General features: G+C 56.6%; 9 protein-coding genes. 1 reads left to right on the forward strand and 8 read right to left on the reverse strand.

The features are described from left to right. Nucleotides 1-77: 77 nt before the first annotated feature. The 8 genes from F3J38_RS26995 to fusA form a co-directional block, all read right to left on the reverse strand. Entirely contained in the window at nucleotides 78-1,415 is a 1,338-nt protein-coding gene (locus F3J38_RS26995) for an LLM class flavin-dependent oxidoreductase (protein ID WP_167144335.1), read from the reverse strand. Between the two features lie 12 nt (nucleotides 1,416-1,427). Then, complete coding sequence (locus F3J38_RS27000) at nucleotides 1,428-3,032, reverse strand: dipeptide ABC transporter ATP-binding protein (protein ID WP_167144337.1); 1,605 nt, start codon at nucleotides 3,030-3,032, stop codon at nucleotides 1,428-1,430. Beyond that, on the reverse strand, nucleotides 3,029-3,862 hold the full coding sequence (locus F3J38_RS27005) for an ABC transporter permease (RefSeq protein WP_167144339.1): 834 nt from the start codon (nucleotides 3,860-3,862) through the stop codon (nucleotides 3,029-3,031). The genes F3J38_RS27000 and F3J38_RS27005 overlap by 4 nt, the downstream gene beginning before the upstream one ends. Continuing rightward, the gene (locus F3J38_RS27010; RefSeq protein ID WP_167144341.1) at nucleotides 3,859-4,851 is read right to left on the reverse strand and encodes an ABC transporter permease; all 993 of its coding nucleotides are present in this window, start codon (nucleotides 4,849-4,851) and stop codon (nucleotides 3,859-3,861) included. The genes F3J38_RS27005 and F3J38_RS27010 overlap by 4 nt, the downstream gene beginning before the upstream one ends. Nucleotides 4,852-4,864: 13 nt before the next feature. After that, entirely contained in the window at nucleotides 4,865-6,478 is a 1,614-nt protein-coding gene (locus F3J38_RS27015; protein ID WP_167144343.1) for an ABC transporter substrate-binding protein, read from the reverse strand. 29 nt (nucleotides 6,479-6,507) lie between these two features. Beyond that, the gene (locus F3J38_RS27020; protein WP_038646074.1) at nucleotides 6,508-7,023 is read right to left on the reverse strand and encodes a GNAT family N-acetyltransferase; all 516 of its coding nucleotides are present in this window, start codon (nucleotides 7,021-7,023) and stop codon (nucleotides 6,508-6,510) included. A gap of 194 nt (nucleotides 7,024-7,217) precedes the next feature. Next, nucleotides 7,218-8,831, reverse strand: coding sequence for an ABC transporter substrate-binding protein (locus F3J38_RS27025; protein WP_167144344.1), 1,614 nt, complete (start codon nucleotides 8,829-8,831; stop codon nucleotides 7,218-7,220). 223 nt (nucleotides 8,832-9,054) lie between these two features. Next, the gene (gene fusA, locus F3J38_RS27030) at nucleotides 9,055-11,154 is read right to left on the reverse strand and encodes an elongation factor G (protein WP_167144346.1); all 2,100 of its coding nucleotides are present in this window, start codon (nucleotides 11,152-11,154) and stop codon (nucleotides 9,055-9,057) included. Nucleotides 11,155-11,367: 213 nt separating this feature from the next. Here fusA and F3J38_RS27035 point away from each other — a divergent pair, with 213 nt between their 5' ends. Then, a complete protein-coding gene (locus tag F3J38_RS27035) occupies nucleotides 11,368-12,285 on the forward strand; it encodes a ketopantoate reductase family protein (RefSeq protein WP_167144348.1) in 918 nt (305 codons plus the stop codon). Nucleotides 12,286-12,449: the final 164 nt, after the last annotated feature.

The following is a 12,449-nucleotide window of genomic DNA, read 5'->3' on the forward strand; positions in this document are numbered from 1 at the left end:
TATTGCCAAGTGTTTTAGGCTTCAAAGATGTGCAAGCGATGGCGCCGCTACCGATTGTGCGGCGCGTTAACTCGATTTTACGCCACCTGCGGACGGCGCTGGGCAGCAAACTGATTTTCCGGCTCGGCTAATCCCAGGTTCTCACGCAAAGTCTCACCTTCATACTCTGTTCGATAGATTCCACGTGCCTGCAGTAATGGGATCACCTGCTCGACAAAATCATCAAAGGCATTCGGCGTGCCGCCGCGCACGATATAGCCGTCCGTCGCCCCCTCCAGGAACCACTGTGCCAGTCCGTCTGCCACCTGCTGCGCGGTGCCGAGGAAACTGGGCCGTGGCGTCGCCTCTTCCAGTGCCGCCTGGCGCAACGTCAAGCCGCGTTCACGGGCATTCTGTTTGATCTTATCAGTGGTGCTACGGAAGCTGTTTTCACCGAGATCGCCGATCTCCGGGAAGGGTTCGTCCAGTGCATATTGGCTGAAGTCATGATGTTCAAAATAGCGTCCCAGGTACTCCAGCGCTTTATCGATGGTCACCAGTTCCGCGGTTTGTTGATAGCGCTGCTCGGCTTCCTGTTCAGTTGCACCAATGATCACGCTGATGCCTTGGAAGACGCGGATTTCATCCGCATCTCGACCACGCGCCACCAGGCGGCGACGCACATCTTCACGAAATGCACGCGCCTCTTCCAGGGTTTCCTGGCGAGTGTAAATGGCATCTGCCGCTTCAGCTGCGAACGCTTTCCCCGCTTCAGAGGCACCGGCCTGGAACACGATAGGACGTCCCTGCGGTGAGCGGCCGACATTTAACGGTCCCTGCACGGCAAAGTATTTTCCTTTGTGATTCAGGGTGTGCAGCTTGCTCGCGTCAAAGAACTTCCCGCTGGCTTTGTCGCGCACAAAAGCACCTTCTTCCCACGAGTCCCACAGCCCTTTCACCACGTGCAGATATTCACTGGCGACACGGTAGCGCTCATCGTGCTCAGGATGGGTGGCACGTGAGAAGTTTTTCGCGGAACCTTCCAGCGGCGAGGTCACCACATTCCAGCCCGTGCGCCCATGACTAAGATGATCGAGGCTGGCAAACTGGCGTGCCACCGTAAACGGCTCGCTATACGAGGTGGAAAGTGTCGCCACTAACCCGATGTTTTTCGTCACCAGCGATAACGCCGAGAGCAACGTTATTGGCTCAAAGCGGTTAAGGAAATGCGGGATCGACTGGGGTGTGATGTACAAGCCATCGGCAACGAAAAGAAAATCGATCTTCGCCTGTTCGGCTTTACGCGCCAGATCCAGCACGTAATCCACATTGATGCTGGCGTCTGCCACCGCGTCAGGATGGCGCCATGCCGACATATTGCCGGATACACCTTGGATGATGGCGCCTAACCGCAGCTGGCGTTGTGTCTGACTCATGTCGTGCTCCTCTTATACGTGTGCGGGCTGCCAGTCAGGGATGACCGGCAGCGCCTGAAGTAGTTTTTGTGTCCACGGATGCTGTGGTGCGGCAAAGACTTGCGTTAGCGCCCCGCTCTCGACGATTTGACCGTTTTGCATCACCAGCACGCGATCCGCCAGATGCTGGATCACGCCAAGATCGTGAGAGATAAACAGCAGTGCGGTGCCATGCTCGGCCTGCATCTCTGCCAGCAGATCCAGCACCTGTGCCTGCACCGACACATCCAATGCGCTGACAGGTTCATCCGCCACTAACAGTGCCGGATTGGGAGCGAAGGCGCGGGCAATCGCCACACGTTGCCGTTGCCCACCTGACAGCTGTTGTGGATAGCGTTGCAGGAAGCGATCGCCAAGCTGCACTTCATCCAGCAGTTGCCGCACGCGCTGACGCCGCGCGTCGCCATAAATCCCCACGCTGTCGAGACTTTCACCGATGATTTTCTCGACCGTGTAACGTGGATCGAAAGAGCTGAACGGGTCCTGCGCGATCAGTTGTAGACGGGCGCGACGGGCGCGACGGGCTTTCTCTGGCAGGCGGTCCCAGCGTTCGCCTTCAAGTTGCAGCGTGCCGCTGTCGGGCTCGGTTAAGCCCATCACCACTTTCACTAACGAGGTTTTGCCCGATCCAGACTCTCCGACCACGCCCAAGGTTTCCCCGGCATGCAGTGTGAAATTGATGTTGTTCAGCACCTGCCGATCGCCATAGGCTTTATTCAGGTTAATGCCCTGCAGCAACGGTGCATGACCCGGCTGTGGACGTGGTGGCAACGGCGTGGGTTCTGCGGCACTCAGGCGTAGTCCTCGGGTGGCCGGTGTGGGCACCGCGCGCAACAGGCGTTGTGTCCAGGCATGCTGCGGGCGCTGCAGCAGCGGGCCACTCTCACCCTGCTCCACCACTTCGCCATCGCGCATCACCAGCACACGATCCGCCAGCTCAGCCACCACCGCCAGGTCGTGGCTGATCAGCAGCAAGCCATGCCCCTCGCGACGGCGTTGTGCCAGCAGCTGCAAAATCTGGCGCTGCACGGTCATATCCAGCGCGGTGGTAGGTTCGTCAGCAATCAAGAGCATCGGACTGCCCGCCAATGCAGTGGCAATTAACGCGCGCTGGCGCTGGCCACCGGAGAGTTGGTGCGGATAGCGCGTCAGGCGACTCTCGGCATCATGAATACCAGCCGCTTTCAGTAGGGACAGACTCTTATCTTCAATCCTTTCACGATGCCCAGCGGCATTCAGTGCATCACTCAGCTGTTGTCCAATGCGGCGCAACGGATCGAGTGAAACCAGCGCATCCTGCAATACATAACCGATGCGCCGACCGCGCAGTGCGCGCCAGTCAGCGCGGCTCGCCTTGCGCATATCGCGACCATCAATCAGGAAGCGGTCTGCACTGATCTCCGCTCCTTCAGGCAGCAGGCCAAGCAAGCTGCGTGCGGTCAGGGTTTTACCCGATCCAGATTCCCCTACCAGCGCCACCGATTCACCTGGCCATACCTGTAGGTTGAGATTTTTCACCACCTGTTGTGGGCCAAAGCGAATGCTGAGATTTTGAATATCAATAAATGGCTGGCTCATGCGCTTCTCCCTTCAAAACGGGCCTGCCAATAGCGGCCCAGCGTGTTCACCGCAATCACCGTCAGGGTGATAAATACCCCCGGCCATACGGCAATCCACCAGGCATTGCGCAGATAGTTACGCCCTTCCGCCAGCATCAAGCCCCATTCGGCGGTCGGCGGTTGCGGTCCCATGCCGAGAAAGCTCAATCCGGCGGTACCGATAATGGCCGTGCCGAGACCCAACGTGGCTAAGGCCGGCACCTGCGCGATGGCATGTGGCAGAATATGGCGAGTGATCAAAGTGAAGCGTGACAAGCCAAATGTACGCGCCTGCTCGACGTACCCAGAGGTCATCACCGTATAGGTTTGTGCACGCACCACGCGGGCAAAACGCGGCACCGATGCCACGCCAAGTGCAATGATCAGATTATTGGTGCCCGGTCCGGTAAAGGCGATCAGCATCAGTGCCAGCAGCAGATCCGGAAAGGCGGAGATCACGTCCACCGCACGGCTTAACAGCTCATCGATCACACCACGCGCCAGCGCGGCAAGCAGACCCAGGAAGGTGCCAAACACCACCGCCAAGGCCATGGCGGCAACGCTGATCAACAGCGAATAGCGGCTACCGTAAATGACGCGAGTCAGCAGATCGCGTCCAAGCTGATCGGTGCCCAGCCAATGTGCGGCGGAAGGCGGCAGCTGGGCATTGACCGGATCGGCTAACAGCGGATCGCTGTGGGTGAGCACACCTGGTGCTATCACCGCGATGGCGAGTAATACCAGGTAAAGCAGTGCCAGCCATACCGCGCTGGGTAATGTGGCGGGTAGCCTTTGCAATGCGGCAATCATGATTTGTTCTCCCCACGCAGACGCGGGTCGATCCACAACGACAGGATATCGACCAGCGTGCTCATCACCACGTAGATCAGCGCCGAGAGAATCGCCACTGCCAACACCACGGGCAGGTCTTTGGCTAAGACGGCATCAACGGTCAGCTTGCCGAGACCAGGGCGACCAAACACCTGTTCCGTGATCACCGCGCCGCTCAGCAAGCCCCCCACCAGCCAGCCGGTTAAGGTCACCGCGGGTAACGCAGCATGGCGCAGCGCATGGCGTAAACGTATAGTGGTTTCCCCCACACCCCAAGCACGCAGTGTCAGGGTAAAGGGAGCATCCAGAGCGCGCTCCAGTTCACGTCTCAGCAGCTGTGCAACCACCGCACCTTGTGCCAGTCCCAGCGCCAGCGCGGGCAACACCAGCGAAGATAACGATCGATCGCCAGCCACCGGGAACCAGCGCAGCGTGAAGCTGAAAATAAACAGCAATACGATGCCCATCCAGAAAGAAGGCGTGGACGCCAGCAGTAGCTCAACGCTGTTGGCAACACGGCGCCCGATACGGCGATGTGCTGTCGCCACAGCAACGGCCACGGCGAAAATAATGCTCACCAGCAGTGCCGCCAGCGTGAGCTTGATGGTCGGCCACAGCTGGGTCGCCAGCAGATGGCTTACTTCTGTGTTGAGCATGTAGGAACGGCCAAAATCGCCGTGCAGTACTCGCCACAGGTAGTGCAGATACTGCCACCACAGCGGCTCGTTCAACCCCCATTCGGCTCGGATCGCCGCTTCAATCGCCGGGGTGCGTACCTGCTCACCAATCAGCAGGCTGACTATATCACCGGGTGCTAAATGCACACCGAGGAAGGCCAGTGAGACGGCGGCCCACAGCACCAGTACACCTCCCAGCAAGCGGCCGATAATGCGGCGCGACAGTTCACCGCGCCAAAGGGCCGGCTTACGCGGTCGTGGTGCGCGGGTTACGATGCTTTCCAGACTCATCTTCGCCTCCTGATTAATGGTCACTTAGCCAGATGTCGTAAGCGTTCTCCGGCATCTGCTTATAACTGCGGAAACCTGCACCCTGCACATAGCGGGCTGCCGCAATCTGGTCTTCCGGTTCATACAACGGAATCGCCAAAGCCTGCTGCGCCAGTGCGTAGTGTTGCAGCTGGCTGTAGAACTTGCGGCGTTGGTTGATATCCAGGGTGGCGGCAGCTTGATCGAGCCAGCCGTTGATTTCCGGGCTATTTACCCGACTGTAGTTGATCGCCCCGCCGGCATTGACCGGGCGGTAGTGGTTTTCAATGTCGATACCGTCTGTCTCAGTATTGGAGTTGGCGATCGAACCGAAGTGGCCGCTTTTCCGCACCTCGGCATAGGTGCCGGAATCGACATAACGCAGTTTGATTTCGACGCCGAGACGTTGGCGCGCCTGTGCCTGAATCGCCTGTAGCAGCACATCACGCTGATCGCGCACCGTGGCCTGTGCCTGAATCACCTCGATGCTCAGGCGCTGGCCCGCTTTGGTGCGGAAACCGTCGCTATCACGCGCTTGCCATCCCGCTTCATCGAGCAGTTTATTGGCCACCGTCGGGTTGTTGCCGTACTGCCCTTCCAGATCGTTGTTATACAGCGGATCCACGGGTGAGGTGATGCCCCACGCACGGGTGCGCTCACCGCGATAAACCGACTTCAGCAACGGATCGATATCCAACCCTTGTAGCAACGCCTGACGCACCTTCACATCCTGCGTAGGACCATAGTCCACATTGAGAAATAACGAATAGGGTGTACCGGTGTTGAGGGCGTGCTGGTAGGTGAAATCCGCACTGTCTTTAAACTCGCTGGCATCATTCCCCGAGATGCCTTCAATCACATCCAACTGTCCGGAAAGCAACGCGCCGGTACGTACCGAGGATTCTGGCAGGAAGCGGTACGTCACCCGTTCCAGATATGCCGGACCTTGGTGATGTGCAGTCGCTGGAGCCCAGTTGTAGTGTGGATTGCGCACCAGCGTGAGCTGCTGCCCCTTTTCGTAGCTTTCGATGATAAACGGCCCGGTCCCGGCGATATCTTTACCGCCTGCTTTGAGCTGCCGGGAGTGCCAGCTAGCGGGTGCCAGAATCTGCAGCTTGGCGGCAAACGAGAGGAATGGCGCATAACCCTCCTTTAGGGTGATCACCACGGTGTCGTTATCGGGTGTCTCAACGCTGGCAATGCGTGCGCTCAAGGCGCAGATGCTGGTTCCGGCGCAGTATTTTGGATCCTGAACCTGGCGGAAGTTCTCCGCCACCGCACTGCTATTCAGTTTCTCACCGTTCGAGAAAGTGACGTCAGGACGCAGCGTGAATCGATAGGTTTTCGCGTCCGGGCTGACTTCGTAACCCGTCGCAAGCCACGGCACAAAACTGCCATCGGTGCGGCGCGCCAGCAGTGATTCCCACACATTACGCAGCGTGACTTCAGCTTTTGACTGACCATTTAACTGCGGGTTTAACGGTGCCGGTTCAGTTTCCACGCCATAGGTGAGTGAACCGCCACTGCGCGGTTGTTCTGCGGCCAACATCGCCGTAGTGTTCAGCAGGCACGCCAGCCCCAGAGCGAGCATGATTGAATTCGCTTTCATAATGTCCCTGTTATTTTAAATGCGCTAAATCAGGCAATATTGGCGATGGGCTGCGGGTGGAACTCCTTTTTCAGGAACACCAGCGCTTCGCCCAACGCATTGGTACGATGATAGAAAGGCTGATAGCCACGACGCAGATAAAGCTCGCTCAGCCATGGATGTTTAGTGGCCGTCGCCAGATAGACGCCCGGCGCTTTAAGTGTCTGTTTCAGCAGTGTGTCTTCGGCGTAGCTGATGATTTCACGGCCATAACCCTGCCCCTTGTAATCGGGGTCCACGGCAAACCAGTGGATAAACGGCAAAGAGGAAGGCGCATCCGTCTCTTGCTGCCATGGAAAACGTACCGTCACGGTCGCCACTGCTCGCTTCCATTTGCGCAGCACCAGCACCGTTTCCTGTTCAATCACACGACGGACTTGCTCCACGTTGCCCTGCGAGATGGTGAAATGCACATCCAGCGCCACCAGCGAGGCGTACGCCCGTTGTAACAGGGCAAATATTTCTTCGGCATCGTCGGGGGTTGCGACCTGAATAGATTGGCTCATCTGCGGGTTTCCTGAATTAATCTTCAGGGAATTATTGAAATCCGGGGAATTAAAGTAAAACGAGAATAGTGGCAATGGATTTGTTAATAATGGGAATAAAATCCTGCATCAATAAATAAAGGTCGTCATGAATGACGACCCGACAATTACCGCGCTAATTTTTCGTCAGGTGCCCATTAATGAGCACCTGTTTATTAATGTTTACTCAACCACACGTCATAGACGCTCTCCGGCATCTGCTTGTAACTGCGGAATCCGTAACCGTGCACATAGCTGGCGGTCGCGAGCTGATCTTCCGGTTCATACAGCGGAACCGCTAAGGCCAACTGAAGCAGTGCACGTTGCTGCAATGCGCTGTAGTGCTGGCGACGCTGATTCAAGTCCAGCGTGGCGGCAGCTTTATCCAGCTGTGCATTGAGTTCGGCGTCATTAACACGGCTGTAATTGATCGCGCCACCCTGTGCGATAGGTCGATAGTGGTTTTCAATATCCACGCCATCGGTCGGCGTGTTGGAATTAGCGATGGTGCCGAACTTGCCGCTCTTGCGTACGTCCGCATAGGTGCCGGAATCCACATAGTTGAGCTTGAGGTCGATACCCAAGCGCTGACGCGCCTGTGCCTGAATCGCTTGCAGCAAGACGTCTCGCTGGTCGCGTACCGTGGCCTGGGCCTGAATCAGCTCAATGCGCAGGCGTTCGCCATTTTTAGTGCGGAAGCCTTCGCTATCACGGGTTTGCCAGCCCGCTTCATCCAGCAGCTTATTGGCGGCATCCGGGTTATTGCCGTATTTCCCTTCCAACTGGTTGTTATAGAGCGGGTCAATCGGTGAGGTGATACCCCAAGCGCGCGTGCGTTCACCGCGATACACCGACTTCAGCAGCGGATCGATCTCCAGCCCCTGCAACAGCGCCTGACGCACTTTCACATCCTGGGTCGGACCGTATTCGACGTTGAGGAACAGCGAGTACGGCGTACCGGTATTGAGCGCATGCTGATAGGTGAAATCGCTGTTGTCCTTGAATTCACCGGCATCGTTACCCGAAATGCCTTCAATGGCATCGACCTGACCCGAGAGCAACGCGCCGGTGCGCACTGATGATTCTGGCAAGAAGCGATAGGTCACACGGTCAAGATAAGCCGGCCCCTGATGCTTAGCGGTGGCTGGTGCCCAGTGGTATTTCGGGTTCTTGACGAAGGTGACCTGCTGGCCTTTCTCGTAACTTTGCAGAATAAACGGCCCGGTGCCCGCAATCTCTGGACCGCCGGATTTCAGCTGCGACGATTTCCAGCTTGATGGAGAGAGGATTTGCAGCCCAGCGGCGAAGGAGAGGAACGGCGAATAAACCTCTTTCAGCGTGATCACCAGCGTATGATCGTCAGGCGTTTCGATCTTGTCGATATGCGATCCCATCAGGCACAGGCTGGTACCGGCACAGTATTGCGCCACTTGGGTTTGGCGGAAGTTTTCTGCTACCGCGTTCGCATCCAACTTTTCTCCGTTGGAGAAGGTCACATCGCGGCGCAGCGTAAAGCGGAAGGTTTTGCCATCCTCGCTGGCTTGATAGCTCTCGGCCAGCCAGGGCACAAAGCTGCCGTCAGGACGGCGTGCCAACAGCGATTCCCAGAAGTTACGCAGTGTGATTTCGGCTTTGTCCTGCCCGTTAAGCTGTGGGTTAAAGGTTGTCGGTTCCGTTTCCACGCCCACCGTCAGGCTGCCACCGCTGACCGGTTTATCGGCGGCAACGGCGTGATACGCACCGCCGAGCAAACTTAAGCCCAGCGCCAGAGAAATTGCGTTTATTTTCATATTATCCTTGGTGATAGCAGGTGTTATTTTAAATAGCCGTGGCCCGGCCTGTTTTTAATTTCCGCTAAATTATTAAAATCCAGATAAATAAATGTAAAACGACAATAGTGGCAAAGGATGTGATGAAATGATTTAAAGACGAAAAAAAAGCGCAATAAATTGCGCCTTTACGGATAGCGACAGGAGCGGATATTAAGTGGCGGCATCCTTTCCGCCCAATAAATCACACTGCACGTGCCTCGATAATGCTCTCGGCCACATTGCGCGGCGCTTCCGCGTAATGCGCAAACTCCATGCTGTAGGTCGCGCGGCCCTGCGACATGGATCGCAGCGTAGTAGCGTAGCCAAACATCTCTGACAACGGCACTTCAGCGCGAATGATGCGTGCACCAAATCGCTCATCCATGCCTTGCAGCGTCCCGCGACGTGATGAGAGGTCACCCATCACCCCACCGGCATACTCTTCTGGCGTCTCCACTTCCACCTGCATCACCGGCTCAAGGATCACCGGGTCAGCCTGTTTAGCTGCCGCTTTGAAACCAAAAATCGCCGCCATACGGAACGCCATTTCCGAGGAGTCGACATCGTGATACGAACCGAAGGTCAGTGTGGCCTTGAGATCCACCACTGGATAGCCCGCCAGCACGCCGGAATTCAGCGCTTCGCGAATCCCCTTCTCCACCGAAGGAATGAACTCGCGCGGGACTACGCCGCCTTTGGTGGCATCTTCAAAGGCAAAACCTGCGCCTGCTGCCTGCGGCTCCAGTGTCAGCACCACATGACCATACTGCCCTTTACCGCCCGACTGACGCACAAACTTGCCTTCCACATCACGCACCGTTTTACGGATGGTTTCGCGATAGGTGACCTGTGGCCGACCAATATTGGCTTCCACACCGAATTCACGCTTCATGCGATCAACGATGATCTCCAGATGCAACTCACCCATACCGGAGATAATTGTCTGCCCCGACTCTTCATCAGTGTGCAGGCGGAATGACGGATCTTCTGCAGCCAAACGCTGCAACGCCAGCCCCATTTTCTCCTGATCTGCCTTGGTTTTCGGCTCAATCGACAGAGAGATTACCGGGTCCGGGAACTCCATACGTTCCAGCGTGATCACCGCATTCGGATCGCACAGCGTTTCGCCCGTGGTCACCTCTTTTAAACCGACACAGGCTGCTATATCACCCGCGCGAATTTCCTCGATTTCGATACGATCGTTAGCCTGCATCTGCACGATACGTCCGATGCGCTCCTTACGCCCTTTCACCGCATTCCACACGCTGTCGCCTTTGCGTAAGACACCGGAGTAGACACGCACGAAGGTGAGTTGGCCCACATAGGGATCGCTCATCAGTTTGAAGGCCAGCGCCGAGAACGGTTCATCGTCATCAGCATGGCGTTCATCGTGTTCGCCTTTTTCGTTCACACCGGAAACCGGCGGCACGTCCAGCGGTGAAGGCATCAGCTCAATTACGGCATCAAGCATGCGCTGCACACCTTTGTTTTTGAACGCACTACCGCACAGCATCGGCTGGATCTCGCCAATCAGAGTGCGTTGACGTAATCCGGCTATCACCTCTTCTTCGCTGAGATCGCCCTGATCCAGATAGCGATCCATCAGCGCCTCACTGGCTTCCGCCGCCGCAGCGACCATGTTTTCTCGCCATTCTGCGGCCAGCGCCTGCAACTCATCGGGGATCGGCGCATAGCTGAACGTCATGCCCTGGCTGGCATCATCCCAATAAATAGCGCGCATCTTGTTGAGATCGACCACACCAGAGAAGTGCTCCTCCGCACCAATGGGAATCACAATCGGCACTGGGTTGGCATTCAGGCGATCTTTCATCATCTGCACCACACGGAAGAAGTCCGCACCTTGGCGATCCATCTTGTTGACGAAGGCAATGCGCGGTACGTGGTACTTGTTGGCTTGGCGCCATACGGTTTCCGACTGTGGCTGTACGCCACCCACAGCGTCATACACCATGACGGCGCCATCCAGCACGCGCATGGATCGCTCCACTTCGATGGTGAAATCCACGTGTCCGGGCGTGTCAATGATGTTGATGCGGTGCGGCGTAAAGCTGCCATCCATGCCCGGCCAATAGCAGCTCACCGCCGCCGAGGTGATGGTAATGCCACGCTCCTGCTCCTGCGCCATCCAGTCGGTGGTTGCCGCGCCATCGTGCACTTCACCCAACTTATGGCTCATTCCGGTGTAAAACAGGATGCGCTCGGTGGTGGTGGTTTTACCGGCATCGATGTGCGCGGAGATGCCGATATTGCGATAACGTTCGATAGGTAGGGGTCGGGGCATGATGCGTCCTTAGTCTGTTCGACTGGAAAAGTGGGCGAGCACCATTGCCCGCCGCTGCGCAACAGCATAGACCTATTGTACGAGTAAATACGAACAGTTTGAGCCTTTTCTAACCATCGGGAAAATCTTGCATTGAATTCAGCATTTACGGGCTGGCAAGCTTAGGTTCTGCGATTTATGGTAAGGGTTCCACTCTCTATGGGAAATCTAACCATGCGCATTCTGGTTGTCGGCGCCGGTGCCACCGGCGGGTATTTCGGTGCGCGTCTGGCGCAAGCGGGACGTGATGTGACTTTTCTGGTGCGTGAGCGCCGTTTTCATCAGCTGCAACAAAATGGCCTGGTGCTGAAAACGCCCAACGGTACGGAAGTGCTTCAACCGCAGCTGGCGCAAACCGGCAAGCTTACAGGCCAGTTTGATCTGATTATCCTGACGGTGAAAAGCTTCGGCCTGGAACAGGCAATTGCAGATATCGCACCGGCAGTGGGGCCAGACACGTTAATCATGCCGATTCTCAACGGTATGCGCCATATTGATACGCTGCGCGCGCGCTTTGGTGACAAGGTGATTGGCGGCCTGTGCAAAATCAATGCAACGCTGGGCGAACAAGGTGAAGTGGTGCAAATGACACCGTTGCACATTCTCTATTACGGTGCGCTGGATGGTCACAATGATGCGCGTTTGCAGCGCGTCGATGAGACATTGAAGATAGCGCAGTTTGATACGGTGTTTGCCGATAACATTATCAGCGAGCTGTGGGAGAAATGGCTGCTGCTGAGTACCTTGGGTGCAGTGTGCTGTATTGCGCGGGGTAATACGCAGCAGGTATTGCGTTCCCAAGGCGGAGAGGCGCTGTTGCAGGGGATTTTCGCCGAGGTGCTTTCAGTGCTCAGTGCTGACGGCTATCAGGAGCGGCCAGCGGTAACGGCCAAAATTTATGAGACGCTGAATAATCCGCAAGTCGCGATGACCTCGTCGATGTATCGCGATTTAACCCAAGGTTATGAGATTGAGGCGGATCAGGTGATTGGTGATCTGTTGGTGCGCGGTGCGCGCAGTGGTGTGGTGACGCCGTTGCTGAATGCGGTGTATGTGAATTTGCAGGTGTATTTGCAGAACCGCAGCGCATAAATGCGGCATTTGAACCTCTGCGGATTTTTGCCAGGTGCGCATAAAGGTACAAACCGGGCACATGGGTAACACTTTAGACCGGGCACATGGGTAACAGTTATAAATGGCATAGCAGAGGAGACTCACTATGCCCTGGAATGAGACTGTTACCATGCAACGCCTCG

Source organism: Candidatus Pantoea formicae (assembly GCF_011752625.1).
Lineage (GTDB): Bacteria > Pseudomonadota > Gammaproteobacteria > Enterobacterales > Enterobacteriaceae > Pantoea > Pantoea formicae.

Bases quoted from the DNA above. Each gene is read 5' to 3' on its own strand.
- F3J38_RS27020 (WP_038646074.1), bottom strand. From the start codon at position 7,023: ATGAGCCAATCTATTCAGGTCGCAACCCCCGACGATGCCGAAGAAATA.
- F3J38_RS27035 (WP_167144348.1), top strand. From the start codon at position 11,368: ATGCGCATTCTGGTTGTCGGCGCCGGTGCCACCGGCGGGTATTTCGGT.
- F3J38_RS27000 (WP_167144337.1), bottom strand. From the start codon at position 3,032: ATGAGCCAGCCATTTATTGATATTCAAAATCTCAGCATTCGCTTTGGC.
- F3J38_RS26995 (WP_167144335.1), bottom strand. From the start codon at position 1,415: ATGAGTCAGACACAACGCCAGCTGCGGTTAGGCGCCATCATCCAAGGT.
- F3J38_RS27010 (WP_167144341.1), bottom strand. From the start codon at position 4,851: ATGAGTCTGGAAAGCATCGTAACCCGCGCACCACGACCGCGTAAGCCG.
- F3J38_RS27005 (WP_167144339.1), bottom strand. From the start codon at position 3,862: ATGATTGCCGCATTGCAAAGGCTACCCGCCACATTACCCAGCGCGGTA.
- F3J38_RS27015 (WP_167144343.1), bottom strand. From the start codon at position 6,478: ATGAAAGCGAATTCAATCATGCTCGCTCTGGGGCTGGCGTGCCTGCTG.
- F3J38_RS27025 (WP_167144344.1), bottom strand. From the start codon at position 8,831: ATGAAAATAAACGCAATTTCTCTGGCGCTGGGCTTAAGTTTGCTCGGC.
- fusA (WP_167144346.1), bottom strand. From the start codon at position 11,154: ATGCCCCGACCCCTACCTATCGAACGTTATCGCAATATCGGCATCTCC.